General features: G+C 67.9%; 19 protein-coding genes. 15 read left to right on the top strand and 4 right to left on the bottom strand.

What is annotated here, in order from left to right; genetic code table 11:
* The first annotated feature begins 51 nt into the window (after positions 1-51).
* Positions 52-609, top strand: a complete 558-nt coding sequence (locus DFO45_RS08965; protein WP_012168900.1) for an HNH endonuclease — start codon at positions 52-54, stop codon at positions 607-609.
* Positions 610-620: 11 nt separating this feature from the next.
* Here DFO45_RS08965 and DFO45_RS08970 read toward each other — a convergent pair whose 3' ends face one another.
* On the bottom strand, positions 621-1,109 hold the full coding sequence (locus tag DFO45_RS08970) for a disulfide bond formation protein B (RefSeq protein WP_245518007.1): 489 nt from the start codon (positions 1,107-1,109) through the stop codon (positions 621-623).
* Positions 1,110-1,418: 309 nt separating this feature from the next.
* Here DFO45_RS08970 and irrA point away from each other — a divergent pair, with 309 nt between their 5' ends.
* On the top strand, positions 1,419-1,961 hold the full coding sequence (gene irrA, locus DFO45_RS08975) for an iron response transcriptional regulator IrrA (RefSeq protein WP_012168898.1): 543 nt from the start codon (positions 1,419-1,421) through the stop codon (positions 1,959-1,961).
* A 148-nt stretch (positions 1,962-2,109) separates the two neighbouring features.
* On the opposite strand, the gene DFO45_RS08980 is transcribed toward irrA, so the two are convergent.
* Positions 2,110-3,816 (bottom strand): Cache 3/Cache 2 fusion domain-containing protein, encoded by a 1,707-nt coding sequence (locus DFO45_RS08980; RefSeq protein WP_133864583.1) that lies wholly within the window; start codon positions 3,814-3,816, stop codon positions 2,110-2,112.
* 317 nt (positions 3,817-4,133) lie between these two features.
* On the opposite strand from DFO45_RS08980, the gene DFO45_RS08985 reads away from it, so the two are divergent.
* The 3 genes from DFO45_RS08985 to bioB all read left to right on the top strand — a co-directional run bounded on the left by DFO45_RS08985 (position 4,134) and on the right by bioB (position 6,427).
* Complete coding sequence (locus DFO45_RS08985; protein WP_133864584.1) at positions 4,134-4,802, top strand: GntR family transcriptional regulator; 669 nt, start codon at positions 4,134-4,136, stop codon at positions 4,800-4,802.
* A gap of 75 nt (positions 4,803-4,877) precedes the next feature.
* Entirely contained in the window at positions 4,878-5,453 is a 576-nt protein-coding gene (locus tag DFO45_RS08990) for a biotin transporter BioY (protein ID WP_133864585.1), read from the top strand.
* Positions 5,450-6,427, top strand: a complete 978-nt coding sequence (gene bioB / locus DFO45_RS08995) for a biotin synthase BioB (protein WP_133864586.1) — start codon at positions 5,450-5,452, stop codon at positions 6,425-6,427. Before DFO45_RS08990 ends, bioB begins: the two co-directional genes overlap by 4 nt.
* 19 nt (positions 6,428-6,446) lie before the next feature.
* Here the strand turns inward: bioB and DFO45_RS09000 are convergent, their stop codons facing one another.
* Entirely contained in the window at positions 6,447-8,180 is a 1,734-nt protein-coding gene (locus tag DFO45_RS09000; protein ID WP_166657082.1) for a sensor histidine kinase, read from the bottom strand.
* Between the two features lie 180 nt (positions 8,181-8,360).
* On the opposite strand from DFO45_RS09000, the gene DFO45_RS09005 reads away from it, so the two are divergent.
* The 3 genes from DFO45_RS09005 to DFO45_RS09015 all read left to right on the top strand — a co-directional run bounded on the left by DFO45_RS09005 (position 8,361) and on the right by DFO45_RS09015 (position 9,907).
* On the top strand, positions 8,361-9,158 hold the full coding sequence (locus DFO45_RS09005; RefSeq protein ID WP_012168890.1) for a response regulator: 798 nt from the start codon (positions 8,361-8,363) through the stop codon (positions 9,156-9,158).
* Positions 9,159-9,266: 108 nt separating this feature from the next.
* Complete coding sequence (locus DFO45_RS09010; protein WP_133864588.1) at positions 9,267-9,560, top strand: DUF883 family protein; 294 nt, start codon at positions 9,267-9,269, stop codon at positions 9,558-9,560.
* Positions 9,561-9,568: 8 nt separating this feature from the next.
* Positions 9,569-9,907 (top strand): hypothetical protein, encoded by a 339-nt coding sequence (locus tag DFO45_RS09015; protein WP_133864589.1) that lies wholly within the window; start codon positions 9,569-9,571, stop codon positions 9,905-9,907.
* 42 nt (positions 9,908-9,949) lie between these two features.
* Here DFO45_RS09015 and DFO45_RS09020 read toward each other — a convergent pair whose 3' ends face one another.
* Positions 9,950-10,318 (bottom strand): response regulator, encoded by a 369-nt coding sequence (locus DFO45_RS09020; protein WP_133864590.1) that lies wholly within the window; start codon positions 10,316-10,318, stop codon positions 9,950-9,952.
* A gap of 550 nt (positions 10,319-10,868) precedes the next feature.
* Here DFO45_RS09020 and DFO45_RS09025 point away from each other — a divergent pair.
* The 7 genes from DFO45_RS09025 to DFO45_RS09055 all read left to right on the top strand — a co-directional run bounded on the left by DFO45_RS09025 (position 10,869) and on the right by DFO45_RS09055 (position 16,265).
* Positions 10,869-11,063 carry a hypothetical protein gene (locus DFO45_RS09025; RefSeq protein WP_043878770.1) on the top strand — a complete coding sequence of 65 codons (195 nt, stop codon included), beginning with the start codon at positions 10,869-10,871 and terminating at the stop codon, positions 11,061-11,063.
* 98 nt (positions 11,064-11,161) lie between these two features.
* Complete coding sequence (locus tag DFO45_RS09030; RefSeq protein ID WP_133864591.1) at positions 11,162-11,458, top strand: hypothetical protein; 297 nt, start codon at positions 11,162-11,164, stop codon at positions 11,456-11,458.
* A 150-nt stretch (positions 11,459-11,608) separates the two neighbouring features.
* On the top strand, positions 11,609-12,088 hold the full coding sequence (locus tag DFO45_RS09035) for a TerB family tellurite resistance protein (protein WP_012168885.1): 480 nt from the start codon (positions 11,609-11,611) through the stop codon (positions 12,086-12,088).
* Positions 12,072-12,827 carry a glutamine amidotransferase gene (locus tag DFO45_RS09040; RefSeq protein WP_012168884.1) on the top strand — a complete coding sequence of 252 codons (756 nt, stop codon included), beginning with the start codon at positions 12,072-12,074 and terminating at the stop codon, positions 12,825-12,827. Before DFO45_RS09035 ends, DFO45_RS09040 begins: the two co-directional genes overlap by 17 nt.
* Positions 12,828-12,930: 103 nt before the next feature.
* Positions 12,931-14,691 (top strand): ATP-binding protein, encoded by a 1,761-nt coding sequence (locus DFO45_RS09045; RefSeq protein ID WP_133864592.1) that lies wholly within the window; start codon positions 12,931-12,933, stop codon positions 14,689-14,691.
* A gap of 30 nt (positions 14,692-14,721) precedes the next feature.
* Positions 14,722-15,102: a response regulator gene (locus DFO45_RS09050; protein WP_012168882.1), complete on the top strand. Its 381-nt coding sequence runs from the start codon at positions 14,722-14,724 to the stop codon at positions 15,100-15,102.
* Between the two features lie 236 nt (positions 15,103-15,338).
* Complete coding sequence (locus tag DFO45_RS09055) at positions 15,339-16,265, top strand: sugar phosphate isomerase/epimerase (RefSeq protein ID WP_133864593.1); 927 nt, start codon at positions 15,339-15,341, stop codon at positions 16,263-16,265.
* Positions 16,266-16,299 lie beyond the last annotated feature (34 nt).

A 16,299-nucleotide genomic window follows, 5' to 3' on the forward strand; every position in this document is an offset into this window, starting at 1 on the left:
GCCGAACGGGACTGCTCGATTCGGCTGGGATGGAGGGCGAGGAGAAGATCCTTGACCGCTGCTTTATCACCGGGCGCGTGGCCAGCTCTTGTGCTGAATGCGGACTACCGCCCGCTCAGCTATTACCCGCTGTCTGTCTGGTCGTGGCAGGATACCATCAAGGCGGTCTTCCTCGACCGCGTGAATATCGTCGAATATTACGACAAGGCGGTCCGAAGTCCGGGCTTTGAACTGAAGCTACCGAGCGTCGTTTCGCTTCGCACCTTCGTCAAGCCGACCCGTCAGCCGGCTTTCACCCGCTTCAACGTCTTCCTGCGCGACCGCTTCACCTGCCAGTATTGCGGCACGCGCGAGGATCTCACCTTCGACCACGTCATTCCGCGATCGCGGGGCGGCCAGACCACCTGGGAAAACGTGGTGGCGGCCTGCTCCCCCTGCAATCTGCGCAAGGGCGGCCTGATGCCAGACGATGCCAAGATGTGGCCCGCGCAGACGCCCTTCCAGCCCAGCGTCCACGACCTGCACCAGAACGGCCGGCACTTCCCGCCGAACTATCTGCACGAGAGCTGGCTCGACTATCTCTACTGGGACACCGAACTCGACCCCTGAGGATGCGAGCCTCAGCGCCGGGCGAGCGCGCCCTTGAGGCTGATGCCGGTGAGGCCGAGGGCAATGAGGGCGTTCCAGCCGGCCATGGAAATGCCGAACAGGCGCCAGGCTGCCTCGTCGCAGCGGGGCACCCGCGTCGTCTTCAGCGCCGACATGATGTCCGTGACCATGGGAGGCGTGGAGCCCGTGCAGGTGGTCGGCCCCGGCCAGAACTGCCATTCGACGCCCGCATGATAGATGGCGATGCCAGCATCCACCGCCATCAGGGCGGCGAGGAGCCAGAGGCCATGGCGTGCAAGGTCCGGCCGGCTGCGCCCAACGAACGCGAGCAGCAGCCCCACGGGCACCGCCGCATAATAGGGCAGGCGCTGGTCGAGGCAGAGCGGACAGGGCGCAAGCCCCACCACGAGCTGGAAGAACCAGGCCGCAGCAAGGGTCGCCGCCGCCGCCAGCGCGACGAAGAGGGCCACCAGGACCGGAGAGCGAAAAAGATGCGTCACGCCTCGGCTCCGCCTATGGATCATGAACCGTCCCGGCCTCACGCGAGCCCCGCGCCAGCTTTCCCCTGGAGGATGGCGGCAGCGGAACCTGAGGCTGTTGCAGCGCGATAGCCCGCGGAAGACGGCCTGTCCATGCGCCCCATGATCACGAGGAAGGCATTGCAGCGGCTTGATTTACTTTAGTCCAGCTACAATCTGTAATGGTGGCAATGAGGCGCGGGATCAGGTATAGCTGAAAAATGATCGCCGCCTCACAGTGGCTCCCCCAGCAGCAATGCGATTGCATAGATTGAGATTGCTAGCGCGACCATGAACGAGATGACTCGAATCCGTACGAGCCTGGGTTCCGGCGCCGCCCGTGTCCAGGTGGACCCTGAAGAGGCCGTGCTGCCCGTGGCGCAGCTGCGCGACGTGAACAATGCGCGCCGCACCGGCTGCCCGTTCCACGACGTGCGCGAGATGCTCCGTGAGGTCGGCCTGCGTCCCACCCGTCAGCGTCTGGCGCTGGGCTGGCTTCTATTCGCCAAGGGTGACCGCCACGTGACGGCCGAAATGCTGCACGAAGAGGCCATCCGCGCCCGCTTCCCGGTGTCGCTCGCCACCGTCTACAATACGCTGCACCAGTTCACGGAAGTGAGCCTGCTGCGCGAGGTCGCCGTGGACGGGTCGAAGACCTATTTCGACACCAACTCCTCCGACCACCACCATTTCTATGTCGAGGGCCACAACGAGCTCGTCGACATTCCGGAGGCATCCGTCACCGTGGACCGCCTGCCGGAAGCCCCCGAGGGCTTCGAGGTGGCGCGTGTGGACGTGGTGGTGCGCCTGCGCAAGAAGAGCGCCAAGGCCTGAGGCGCAGCCGGCGTCCCGCCGGCGCAAAAGACAGATCAGACCCCGTGCCGGCTCCGGCGCGGGGTTTTTCTTTGCCTGCACGCCGCCCCTGACACACCAGGCCCGGGCATCGCCACGCCGGGCTGCGGGAAGCAGAACCGCCGCGCCGTCAGGCGGCCGCGACGCGCTCGAGAAAGTCTTCCAGCGCCGCATTGAGCTGGGCGTTGTCGTCCGCCAGCCGGCGCGTGGCGTCGGTCACCCGGCCGGCGCAGGTGTCGGTCTCGTTCACCGCCTGCATCACATGGGTGATGTTGGACGCCACCGTGGCACTGCCCTGCGAGGCGGCGACGATGTTCCGCGTGATCTCGCCGGTGGCGGCATTCTGCTGGGTGACGGCCGAGGCGATGGCGCTGGTGTAGCGGTCCACATCGCCGATGGTGACGACGATCTGCTCGATGGCCTGCACCACATCGGCGGTCGCGCCCTGGATGCTCTGGATCTGGTGGCCGATCTCTTCGGTCGCCTTGCCGGTCTGGGCGGCGAGTTCCTTCACCTCCTGCGCCACCACGGCGAAACCCTTGCCCATCTCGCCGGCCCGTGCCGCCTCGATGGTGGCGTTGAGGGCCAGGAGGTTGGTCTGGGCAGCAATGGCCTGGATGAGTTCCACCACCTTGCCGATCCGCTCGGCGCCTTCCGACAGTTCCCGCACCTTGCCACCCGTGCTCTGGGCGCCGCGGGTGGCGTCGGCGACGACGGTCGAGGCGCGTGACACCTGGGAGGTGATCTCGCCGATGGACGCCGAGAGCTCTTCCGTGGCGCCGGCCACGCCCTGCACGGAGTTGCTGGCCTCCTGGGAGGCGCGGTCGGCCTCCACCGTCCGTGCCGTGGTGCGGGCCGCCACCTGCGAGAGACTGCCCGCGACGTCCAGAAGCTCGCCGGTATTGAGACGCACCGCGTCCACCATGCGGCTCATGCGGGTGCGGAAGGCGGCGATGATGGCGTCCACCTCCTCCTGCCGGGCAAGGCGTTGGGCGGTCTGGCGCTCCTGCTCTGCCTGAAGCACGCGGCGCTCGTCCGCATGGTCGCGGAACACCTGAATGGTGTGGGCCATCACGCCGAACTCGTTCTTCTTGTCCTGGTGGGGGATTTCCACGGACAGGTCGTCCTGCGCGAGGCGTTCCATCACGCCCGCCAACTGGCCGATGGGACGCAGCAGGCGGCTCGCCAGCAGCACCGCGACGCCGGCCAACAGCAGGGTGAGCACGATGGAAAGGCCGATGATGGTCCGGAGCAGGGAGTTGAGGCGCGCATCCACCTCATCCTGCTTCACGCCGCCATAGACCACGCCGATGACCGAGCCGGACGGATCGAAGACCGGCAGATAGACCGTATAATAGGGCACATCGAGAATGGTGGCCTCGCCACGATAGATGGCGCCAGCCTTCATGGCCGGATAGGCCGCGGACTGGCGGCCGAGGACCGTGCCCACGGCCCGCGTGCCATCGGCCTTCTTCACGGAGGTGGAGAGGCGCACGAAATCGTCCTTGCCGGCGTCATACGCGAACACCGTGGCCGTGCCGCCGGAGATGCGGGAGACATCATCGATGAGGCCGTGGTCACCGGGCTCCGGCAGGCGCGGCAGCACGATGCGGCTCACGGTATTGCCGGACCAGTCGATCCGGCTGCCGGGCACGGCCTTGGCCAGCGCGATTGCTGTAGCGCGGATCGCAACATTCTGCCGATTAACGGCATTTTGCGCTGCATCATCATCCAGCATCCAGGCGACGACGGCGATCAGCAGGGCGGCGGTGACGGCGACGCAGGAGAACACCATCAGCGCGACGGCGTGCGAGACCTTGAGATTCAAGCGGGGCATGGGCGGCACATCCTCGGGCGGAGAGGGCGTACGCCAAGGGCATACGTATTATTACGTATAGGCTGGAAAGCTTGCGTGGGGCGGTCGAATTCTTGCTTGAGGCAACATGTTGAAGGCGATTGAGAGTCGACGCTCGTCAAGGGATCGCCATACCGTATGTAAACAAATGTATATCGGAGCAAAGCATTCAGAAGAGAATATTTTTAGACTCAAACTGCCGCATTGCAGCAATATCCACCCACCGCCGCGCCCCACATCCGCCCCCTCGGACGCAGGCCAATCTCGACATCCCCTGCGCGCCATTTTATCTATAATTCATGACCAGCCGCACTGAAGACACCATCGCCATCCGCATCAGCCGCACCCTCGCCGACCGGATCATCTCCGGCGAGATCGAACCGGGGAGCCGGCTGCGGCAGGATCATGTGGCCGCCGAGTTCGAGACCAGCCATGTCCCGGTCCGCGAGGCCTTCCGCCGGCTTGAGGCACAGGGACTGGCGGTGAGCGAACCCCGGCGCGGCGTGCGGGTGGCCGCCTTCAACCTCAGGGACGTCCGCGAGGTGGCCGAGATGCGGGCAGCGCTGGAAGTGCTGGCCCTGCGCAATGCCGCGCCCAACATCACCGCCACCATCCTGCAACAGGCGGAGGAAGCGACGCGCGCCGGCGACATCTCACGCGACGTGCGCTCCTGGGAAGAGGCGAACCGCCGGTTCCACCGCCTCATCATCACGCCCTGCGCCATGCCGCGCCTGCTTGCCACCATCGACGACCTGCACGCCGCCAGCGCCCGCTTCCTCTTCGCCGCCTGGCGGCAGGACTGGGAGGCCCGCACGGACCATGACCACCGCGCCATCCTCGACGCCCTGCGGCGCGGGCAGGTAGAGGCCGCCTGCACCATCCTCGCCAACCATGTGCAGTGGATCGGACGCCGGCCGGTGAAGTCACGATCGGGCCCGGAGCGGGAGATGTTCGCCATCGAGGGGTGAACCCCTTGCATTCCGGTCACGCCCGTGGACTCCTATAGATACTGGAATCAAATTATCTATAATTGGAGTTCACCCATGTTAACCGCTCTGCTCGACGGCACGCGCCGCAGCCTCCTGCTGCGGCAGGCGGCGCTCATCCTGGCCGGCGTAGCGCTGCTCGCCCTCAGCGCCAAGGTGCAGATCCCCTTCTGGCCGGTGCCCATGACCCTCCAGACCGCCGCCGTCATGGCCATCGCGCTGGCGGTGCCGCCGCGCATGGCGCTCGCGGTCTTCGGCGCTTACCTCGCGGCCGGAGCGCTCGGCCTGCCTGTCTTCGCCGGCACCCCGGAGCGCGGCGTCGGCCTTGCCTATATGGCGGGGCCCACGGGCGGCTATCTGGCCGGCTACTGGCTGGCTGGCGGCCTCGTCAGCGCCCTCGCCCGCAGCGCCCCCCTTGCCCCCCTCGGCGTATGGGGACGCACCATCGCCATGCTGGCAGGCCTCGCTGCGGTCTATGCGCTGGGCCTGCTCTGGCTCACCGCCTTCGTGCCGGCCCGCGCCCTTCTGACACAGGGCTTCCTGCCCTTCATCCTGGGCGACCTCCTGAAGATCGCGCTGGTGGCGGCCGCCTCCGGCGCCCTGCCGGGCCGCCGCGCGGGCGACGCGCAATGAGCGCCGCAATCGCCGCAACCGCTCGACCCGCCGCCGAGACGCGCGCGCGCGGCCTCTATGACCTCCCGCTCCCGGAGCTCATGTTCCGGGCGCAGGCGGCACACCGGGCCCATTTCGATGCCTGCTCGGTGGAGACGGCGCAGCTTCTCAGCATCAAGACCGGCGGCTGCCCGGAGGATTGCGGCTACTGCTCGCAGAGCGCGCATCACGACACCGGCGTTGCCGCCACCCGGCTCATGGACGTGGAGGCAGTGCTCGCGGAGGCCCGCAAGGCAAAGGCCGGGGGCGCCGCCCGCTTCTGCATGGGCGCGGCCTGGCGCGCGCCCAAGGACCGGGACTTGGATGCGGTCTGCGCCATGATCTCGGGCGTGCGGGCGCTCGGCCTTGAAACCTGCGTGACGCTGGGCATGCTCACGCCCGCGCAGGTGGATCGGCTCAGCGCCGCCGGGCTCGATTACTACAACCACAATGTGGATACCTCGCCGGCCTATTATCCGCGCATCACCTCCACCCGCACCCTCGATGACCGGCTGGAGACGCTCGGCCATGTGCGGGCGGGCGGCATCAAGGTCTGCTGCGGCGGCATCGTCGGCATGGGCGAGACCATCGAGGACCGCCTCGCCATGCTGGAACTGCTCGCAGGCCTCGATCCGCATCCCGAAAGCGTGCCGCTCAACATGTGGACGCCCATCGAGGGCACGCCGGTGAAGGCCTTCGAGGAGAAGGTGGACCCCATCGCCTTCGTAAGGCTGGTGGCGGTGGCCCGCCTGCTCATGCCGCGCAGCGTGGTGCGGCTCTCGGCCGGCCGCCACACCCTCAGCGACGAGGCGCAGGCCCTGTGCTTCCTCGCCGGCGCAAACTCCATCTTCGTGGGCGACACGCTGCTGACGACGCCCAACATGGAGGAGAGCCGGGATGCGGTCCTTCTCGCCCGTCTCGGCCTGCGGCCCGCCCCGGCGCAACCGTCCGCCTGAGGCAGACCTGCCATGCCCGTCAGCCGGCCATGCCGCGTTTGCGGGCGGGGAAGGCGGTACGGATGCGGGCGCAATCCTCGGCCTCCTCCACCAGCACGCTGCCGCCGAGCTGGCCGGCAAAGCCGTGGGCGAGATCCGCCTTACCGACGTCGAGCCGGCCCTCCGCAGGCTCGGACGCCTCGGCCACAAGCTCGAAGGTCCCGCCCTGAAGGGCGGCCTTGAGGGTGATGCGCACCGGCCGCGCCGCGTCGGGCCGGGTGAGCGCCATCACGATCTCGGTCACCAGCAGCGCCAGCGGCACGGCGAAATCGGTGGGCAGGGTGATCTCGTCCCCCGCCTCCACCAGCACGGCGGCGCTGCGGTCCGAGGCGCCTTCCAGCAGCACGGCGAGTTCGCGCAGCAGTTCGCGGACGCGCACCTCCGAGCCTTCGGCAGCCTCGTAGAAGACCCGGTGGACCACCGCCAGCGAGTTCATCCGCACCCGCAGGCGCTCGAAGCGCGGCCGGTCGGCCGGCGCGACGCCGGCGCCATAGAGACTTAGGAGCGACACCACCACCTGAAGGCTGTTCTTGATGCGGTGATGGATCTCCCGCACCAGCGCGGTCTTCTCCGCGAGGCCTTCGCGCAAGCGGTTGTCGCGCTCGCGCACCGCAAGCGCCATGTCCTCGATGGCATGGCCGAGCACCCGGAATTCGCTGGGCGCGCGATGCATGCGGGTCGGCCGGAAGCCGTAATGGCCCTGCGCATACACCACCGTGACCCGGCGGATGTAGAGCAGCCACTGCAGCACGATGCGGTCGGTCGCCAGCCACATGGCCACCAGCGTGAACACCACCATCACCACCGGCAGAACGAAGCCGAGCAGCACGTGGAAGGTGGTCCAGCGGAAAAGGTCCGCCGTCGGCCGGGCGATGGCGACGAACAGGCCGTGCCGCTCCAGAGGGGCGGCAGCAAAGCTCCAGGCGCGGCCCTGCGCGTCCTTCGCCTCTCCGAGCCGCTCCATGTAGTTGTCGATGGTGCGGCCGTCGAACAGCTGGCTGGCGGCATCGGCCGCATTGGAGGCGACCTGCACGCCCTTGTCGTTGATCAGCGCCACGACGCCGACCGACGGCGGCACCGCCTCGCGCAGCAGATTGTCCAGCGAGGCAGCATTGATGGCCATGGCCAGCGCGCCGTCGAACACGCCGTCCGCGCCGAAGAGGGGCAGGATGCCCACCAGAATGTCCGAACGCGTGACCGGGCTGATCTGGCGCGGCCCGATGGTGAAGCCCCGCTCGTTGCGTGCCGCGAGCCACCACTTGCGATCCCCCACGGAGGACTGGGTCTGCGGCAGGGCGGAGCAGAGCACCTGCCCGTTCTTGTCGATATAGGCGATGTTGGAGCTGAACAGCACGCTGAGATTGGCGCCCGCCAGCGTCGCCTGGCAGTCGGTATTGGCGTCGCGGACGTCGTTCGTGTTCTTCAGCGCCTGCAGGACGTTCTCGGCGGAAGAGAAGATGTTGCGTGCGCTCGCGGCGGCGGCGGCCGCGGACTGGACGAGGCTCTGCTGCGCGTCCTCGCCGGCGCGGCGCAGTTGCAGCAGGCCCTGAAGCATGCAGGCGGAGGCAAGCGGCAGAACCGCAATGAGGATCACCAGCATCAGCCGGCGCCGCACGCTGTCCAGCAGGGAGCGGGGCTGTCCGACGGCGGATGCGAAGATGGCGGCGCGCTCCCGGCCCCACGCCTCGACCAGTGCCCGCCGCCTTGATGACATACACAGCTCCGTCCACACCCGGCCGCATCCGGGCATCCGTCTACGCAGAGCATCCGCAATGGGATGCCCCCTCCCCATGCGCTCGCTATAATGCCACGAGCCGCAACCTTGTTCCTCGGAACAGGGAACTTTCTCCCCAACGCTGCGTTGTTAGCGACTTGTTCGAAGGCGATGCCCAGAATGCCACAGCAACAGCTCATCAAGCAGCTTCCGCTCCTCCGCCGTTATGCCCGTGCCCTTCTGGGCTCCCAGGAGGCGGGTGACCGCCTCGTGCGCGACACGCTGCAGGCGGTGGTGGACGGACAGGTGTCCATCGACCCCAACGTCTCCCCCCGCGTGGCCCTCTACCGCGCGCTGCATCAGATCTGGGAACCCCGCAGCACCCCGGACGTCGCCGTGGGCAGCCATGCCGACCAGCGCCTCCAGTCGCTGAACGCGAGTTCGCGCGTGGCGCTCCTGCTCACCGCCATGGAAGGCTTCTCCTATGCCGAGGCGAGCGCCATTCTGCGTGTCGGCCTCGAGGATGTGGAGCAGCAGGTGGTGGCGGCGCAGGCCGAGATCGACCGGCAGCTCGCCACCCGCGTCCTCATCATCGAGGACGAATGGGTCATCGCGCTCGACCTGAAAACCCTCGTCACCGATCTCGGCCACGAAGTGGTGGGCGTGGCGCCGACCCACACCAAGGCGCTGGAACTCGCCAAGGACGGCGATTTCGGTCTGGTGCTCGCGGACATCCAGCTGGCGGACGGGTCCTCCGGCATTGATGCGGTCACCGACATCCTCGGCTCGTTTGACGTGCCGGTGATCTTCATAACCGCCTTCCCGGATCGCCTTCTGACGGGCGAGCGGCCCGAGCCGACCTATCTGATCACCAAGCCGTTCCTCAGCGAGACGGTGAAGGCGACGATCGCTCAGGCGCTCTTCTTCCACCAGACGAAGTCCGACGCAGCGCAGGAACGCGCCCAGCGCATCGCCTGACCGCGCGGCACCACGGCCGCGCGCAAGCTGGAACTTCGCCGCCGCGGGGACGTTCTGACCGGTGTGCCTCCAGAGCGGGGCACACCCTCAGACCCAACGGAGATCCCCATGTCGGAAAAGCCGGACCTCTCGGCCACGCAAGACAATCTGGCCGACCTCAGGGCGGACCTCGAACAGCTACGCGGCGACGTGGCCAAGCTGGTGGAAACGCTGGGCAAGACCGCCAAGCAGGGCGTGAAGAGTGCCGCTGCCGACGCGGAGAACGCCGCCGGCGAGATGACCGACTGGGCGGAAGACCAGGCGGAAACGCTGCGCAGCTCGATCCAGGCGCAGCCCTTCACGGCGGTCGCCATTGCCGCCGGCGTCGGTGCCCTGCTCGGCCAGCTTCTGATGCGCCGCTAGGCCCGACGATGGCCAAACGCGCGCTGCTGCTCTTCCTCGCCGCGGGCTTCGCCTGGATCACGCAAGTGTTCCTGGCGATCAGCCTTTATGCCGCCATCGAACCGCATCTGAAGGCGCCCCTCGCGGCGCTCATCACGGCGGCGGCGACCCTCGCCCTCACCGGACTTCTGGCCGCCATCGCGCTCTGGCGTCGCCGGCAGCCGACACCTGTGCTGGGCGCGTCGGCACTTGGCTTCAGCACACTTTCTGCGGTGTCCCGATTTGCCGAGCGCCATCCCATGGCGACGGTGGCCGTCGCGGCCGGGGCCGGCCTTCTCCAGGCGCTTCTCGCGACGCGGCGGCGCTGAGCCGCGGCGTCACCGGGCGGGGCCGAGGCCCCGCCGCCCTCCTCAGGCCTCCACTGAAAATCCGAGTGTCCGCAGCGCACTGCGCAGCGCGGCCGTATCGTAGGGCTTGGGCAGCAGCGCCGTGCGCCCGCCGGACGGAAAGCGCTGCAGCAGTTCGTCCGCGCCATAGCCGCTGGCGATCATCACGGGCAAATCCGGACGGAACGCGGCGATCTGCTGGACCAGCGCGTCACCCGACATGTCCGGCAGGCCGATATCGACCACGGCCAGCACCAGTTCCTGGGGTCCCGCCTCCAGCACGGACAGCGCGCCGGCGCCCGTATTGGCGTGGGAGACATGGAAGCCCTCATCCTCGAGGATCTGCCGCGCGACCATCGCCACGAACGGCTCGTCCTCGACCAGCAAGGCCATTCCCCGCGCCTCGAGTTGCTCCGACACATTTCACCTTTCGCTGCGGGTTCCACCGGTCGGCCGATCCCATGAGGAAATAGGCCAAGCCGGCGCCGTGTCCACTGCCAAGAGCGACACGGAGAACGCATGCCGATCCAGCGTGACCGGCACAGTGCATAAACAATAACAGGCTTGGAGCTTGACGGTTCCAAAGTTGTCACGGGCGCGTGACAGGTTGTCGAGCCGCGGGTGCAAGCTCGCCTCTGGCATCAAGCGTGCTGGCCGGAGCACGAGAGCCCCGCAACCGGTCAAATTGCGTCAAGCATTTTTCCCCAACTCGCCGATCATCCATGCCCACCTTCCACCGGAACACGCCATTCCTGCGCAAAGCGGCGCGGGATTCTGAAAATTAGGATTTTGGCAAGGTTTCCGGGCCAGCCTGCGCGGGCCGTCAGTTGCTCGCGCCCAGCAGCAGGGCCTGACGAAAAAGAACGCCCATCCGCGGAACGAACGCACCGCAGCGGCGTTTTCGACCACGATTTCGCCATCAACGCGCCAGGAACGAACCATCATGTCCATGCTCAGGGAAGGCTCCTTCGTGCTGATGGCCACGGTGCTGGCGATCACGGCCGGCATCAGCATCAGCCGGCTGGTGGACAGCCCGCAGCGCTGGGCAGAAGGCCAGGTGGTCATCCACGACGCCGACACCCCGCCGGCCGTGCCGGCCACCGGACGGCTGGTGGTGAAGCCGGCCACCCGGCCCTGAGCCATTGCCTTTTGCCCGCCCGGCCTCCATCTACTGAGGCAGAAGGATCAAGACCGATCAGCCGCACCGGCGGCATCGGCCAGCGGCGGGAGGCCGTCTTGACGCACACCGACCATCATCGCCCGTCTCATCGCCTGGGAGCCTCCGCGCTTGCCGTGGCGATCGCCTGCACGCTCATGGGTGCGTCCGTCGCGCAGGCCCAGCAGACGAAGCCGGTGATCGTATCTCCGACCTACATCGCCCCCATCCCGGGCCAGAACCTTTCCCCGCCCGCGCCGCGACAGAACATGGTGCCCACGCCCCCGCCGCCCACGCGGCCCGGTGAAGGCGATTCCGCACGGCGCATCCAGGGCGGCAGCAGCCAGCGCCAGCCGCTGCCGAACAACAACAACTGACCGAAAGACGGCGGATCGTGTATTCGCCGCCACAGTCGCGCAGAATTCATCGCAAACTGATTTAAAGCAATGCGTTGTGGAAACGGCTGAGCTTGCCGCCCGCGCGGATTTCATGGCACCACGGAACAGGCATCCGACCTGCGAGGCTCCATGTTCCGCGCGCTTTCCGACTTCATCTCCGACATCGCCGGCGAGCGACGGGAAGCCAGCGCCTTCCAGGACAATGACTATCGCCTCGCGGCTGCGGTCCTGCTGGTGCATGTGATGGCCATCGACGGCGCGGTGACGGATGAGGAGCGCGGCGTGCTGCGGGACATCCTCTCCAGCCGCTTTGACCTGAGCGCAGCCGACACCGACAGCCTCGTGGAACTCGCCATCGCGCGCGATGCGGAAGCCGTTGATCTTTATGCCTTCACCAGCGTGCTGAACCGCGCCCTCGACGAGGAGGGTCGGCTGCGCGTCGTGGAGATGATGTTCGAGGTCGCCTATGCCGATGGGAGCCTCACGGAATTTGAAGACAATCTGGTGTGGCGGGCGGCCGAATTGCTGAACATCGGCTCGCGCGATCGCGTGCGGATCCGCCGCGAGGTTCGCAGAGAGGTGGAAGGGGACGGTGGACATTCGGACTGACGCGCGCGCCCCCTGGGAGGCACGCCACAAGGGTCGCATCCTGACCATCCTGCATCAGGCGACCTCCACGCCCGGCCGGATCGGTCGCTTCCTCGAGCTGCGCGGCTACGAGCTCGACATCCGCCGCCCTGCGCTGGGCGAAGCCCTTCCGGACACCCTTGAGGACCATGTGGGCACCGTCGTCTTCGGCGGCCCCATGAGCGCCAACGATCCCTTTCCCTGGATCGCCGAGGAAATGACGCTCATCGGCAAGGCGCTCGACGCCGACGCGCCGTTGCTCGGGGTCTGCCTCGGCGCCCAGCTCATGGCCCGCACGCTCGGCGCGACCGTCTCCCGGCACGAGGCCGGCCTCAGCGAGATCGGCTATTATCCGCTGCGCCCGACGGCGCTCGGCTCCGAGCTGCTGCCCTGGCCCGATCATGTCTATCACTGGCATTCGGAAGGCTTCGAGCTGCCGGCAGGCGCCGACCTTCTGGCCCAGGGCGACGTCTTTCCCAATCAGGCCTTCCGCTACGGCCAGCACGCCTTCGCCGTGCAGTTCCATCCGGAAGTGACGCACGAGATGATGTGCCGCTGGACCACCAAGGGCGCGGCCAAGCTCTCGACCCCCGGCGCGCAGCCGAGCGACGCCCACTTCGATGGCTGGTATCGGCATGATCCGGCGGTCTGCCACTGGCTCGAGCATTTCCTCGATGCCTGGCTGGACCTCACCGTCGTCGAGGTCGAGGAAGAGGCCTGAGCCGTCTTTCTCTCGGCGGCGGCATCCTGTTACGGTTCGCCATGCCCTGCCGATCGCGCGCCTTCCTGCCCTCCGCCGCCGCCCTCCCGCGGAGCGGCCTGCCATGCTGATGCAGCGCCGCCCCAAGGACCGCCGCCGCTTCCGGCGCGGCATCCGCAACGTCTCCATAATCGCGGTGCTCGGCGCCTGCGTCTCCATCGCCATCGTGATGGCCGTGGGCTTCGCCAGCTTCCGGGAATTTGCAGCGAGCCAGCATGCGCGCGAGGATCTGATCTATTCCTCAAGCATCCGCGCCGAATTGCAGTCGATCTATGAGCAGTTGCTGACAGTGGAGAGCGCCACGCGCGGCTTCATCATCACCGGCGAAGCCGAATTCCGCCCGCCGCTCGACGAGGACCGCACGCGCATCCTCGCCCGCATCGCGGCCGTGACGAAATTCGCCGTCGAACGCCCGGAGCACACTGACGACCTTGCCCGCCTCAAGAGGCTCGCAGAGGCGGAGCTGCGGCTGCTGGGAGAGATGATCGACGCCCGCATGCATTCGGATGCGACGCCCGCCGGCAGCATCCTTCAGGTGCGGCAGAGCAAGGGCCTGATGGACCAGATCGCCGAGACGGTGGAGAGCATCGCCGAGGCGGAGATCGGCGCCATCAACGCCCGCACCCAGGAGGTGCGCGTCGTCGGCCAGCGCACCAAGACAACCCTGCTCGCCCTTCTCGGCGCGGCCATCGCCGTGGTCTTCGGCTCCACCGCCGTGATGCTCACCCATCTCGTGGGCCGCCGCCGGGCGGAGCGGGCGCTGGGCGATGCCCTCTCGCGCCAGCGGGCCATTCTCGCCAGCGCCATCGATTCCATCGTCACGGTGAATGTCGAGGGTCGCATCGAGAGCGCCAATCCCGCCACCACGCGCCTGCTCGGCTGGCAGCCGGAGGAGATTGCAGGCAAGCCGCTCGGCACGCTGTTCAGCCTGCCGGAAGGCACGACGCCGGCCGATTTCATGACCGAACTGTCCTCGACCGCCAAGGACGGCGGCGGCGTGCGCGAGTTGATCGGGCTGCGCAAGGACGGCGGCACGGTGCCGGTGGACGTCGCCATCGGCCGGATGCGGGACAGCGGCGGCCAGAATCTCGTTGCCGTGCTGCACGACATCACCGAGCGCAAGCGGGCCGAGGTGATGAAGAACGAATTCGTCTCCACCGTCAGCCACGAGCTGCGCACCCCGCTCACCTCCATCGCCGGCTCGCTCGGCCTGCTGGCCGGCGGCGCCACCGGCTCCCTGCCGGAAGGGGCGCAGCGGCTCGTCACCATCGCCTCCCAGAACTGCCGGCGGCTGGTGCGGCTCATCAACGACATTCTCGACATCGAGAAAATGCAGTCCTCGGGCATCACCTTCGCGCGCGATACCGTCTCGCTGGCCGAGGTCGCCGAGCGGTCGGTGGAGCAGAACAGCGGCTTTGCGCTCGAACACCAGGTCGCCCTCACCCTTGAGGTGGAGCCGGGCGACCTGCGGGTGACGGGCGATGCGGACCGGCTGATCCAGGTGCTGACCAACCTTCTGTCCAATGCGGTGAAATTCTCCCCCGCCGGCAGCACGGTGGAGGTGAGTGTCGCCCGCCGCGGCGACCATGTGCGGGCCACCGTGCGCGATCACGGCATGGGCATTCCGGAGAGCTTCCGCTCCGCCATCTTCACCCGCTTCGCGCAGGCGGACAATTCCGATACACGCCAGCGGGGCGGCACCGGGCTAGGCCTCGCCATCGCCCGCGAGATCGCCGACCATCACGACGGGACGCTGAGCTTCGAGACCGAGGAAGGCGTGGGCACCGCCTTTCATCTGGACTTGCCGGCGCTCGAGGCGCCATAGCGGAACGTCCGGACAGCCGCGAGATCCGCCATGGCGCTCACCATCCTCTATGTGGACGACGAAGCCGACATCCGCGAGATCGCGAGCCTGTCGCTCGGGCTCGACCCCGGCCTCACGGCGCTCACCGCGGCTTCGGGCCCCGAGGCGGTGGCGCGGGCGAAGGCGGGCGGCATCGACCTCATCCTCATGGACGTGATGATGCCGGGCGTGGACGGGCCGACCACCCTCGCCACGCTGCGGGCGGATGCGGCCACGCAGGCCATTCCGGTCGCCTTCGTCACCGCGCGGACCCAGGCGCACGAGGTGGAACATTTCCGCTCGCTGGGGGCGGTCGGCGTCATCGCCAAGCCCTTCGATCCCATGACGCTCGCCGCCACGGTGCGGCGCCTTCATGCCACTGCCATGGAATGACCGTCTGATAGGCAGGGCAAGATTCGGGCAGGCCCTCCGCGAACGGCTGTGCTAAAGCAACCGGGCCGCAAGGCTCTAGTGTGCGCTCAGCGTTCCGGCCTCTCCGAGAGAACGTGCCGATCGAACCGGTTTTCGCGCCGATCGGACGCACGGTCTCGTCAAAATCTCAGGGACCGCCTCACCGATCAGGTCCGCCCGGCCGGATCGGCGCAGCCTCCCGCGTGAAGGAACCGATTATGGACGCGCTCTCTCCCGCCCCCGCCCTTCTCGGCATCGGCTATTCGATCCGCGCCACCTCGCCGGACTTCGACGACCTGCCCGCCAAGCTCGACGAGGCCGAGCGACTCGGCGTCGTTTTCGTGGAGCTGCCCACCTTCGCCTGGACGCTGGTCGTAAACGGCCGCGTCCTCGACGACCGGCTGAAGCGCCTCGTCGCCGCCACCCGTGACCGGCCCTTCGGCTACACGGTGCACGGCCCGCTCGCCATCAACCTCATGGACGTGCCGGCCCGCCTGCCGCGCCACGAGGCGCTGCTGGCCGCTTCCATCGAGATCGCCGGAGCGCTGGGCGCCGAGAATTACGTGATGCACACCGGCTGCGTGCGCGAGCAGGACGACGACATCGAAGTCGCCTACAAACGCCAGCGCGACGCCCTCGCCCGGGCCGGCGACCTGGCCGCCCGCCATGACCTCACGGTGTGCGTCGAGAACGTCTTCCGCTTCGAGAAGATGCGCGAGACGGCCCTGCCCTCGCGCCTTGCCGCAGAGCTGGACGCGCTCGATCACGCCCATGTGCGGGCGACCCTCGATGTCAGCCACGCCTATCAGCGCTGCACCGAGGCCAAGGTGCCGCTGCTGCCGGAACTCGCCGCCCTCGCTCCGTTCGCCAAGCATGTGCATGTCCATGACAGCTTCGGCCGCGCCATGGAGAGCTGGAGCGTGGATGAAGCCGAACGCCTCGGCCTTGGCGAAGGCGACCTCCACCTGCCGGTGGGCTGGGGCGACCTGCCGTGGGAGACCATCGCCGCCCAGTGCCGGCTTGCTCCCCGCGCCATCCTGAACCTCGAACTGCACCGCCGCTACTGGAGCGAGCTGCCCAGCCAGATCCCGGTGATGCGCCAGCTTGCCGACGCCTTCGCGACGGCAGCCGCCACCGCCGCCTGAGCCGCGCTCGCGGCGCTCGGGCCGGTCTTCCATG

Source organism: Azorhizobium sp. AG788 (genome assembly GCF_004364705.1).
Taxonomy (GTDB): Bacteria; Pseudomonadota; Alphaproteobacteria; order Rhizobiales; family Xanthobacteraceae; genus Azorhizobium; species Azorhizobium caulinodans.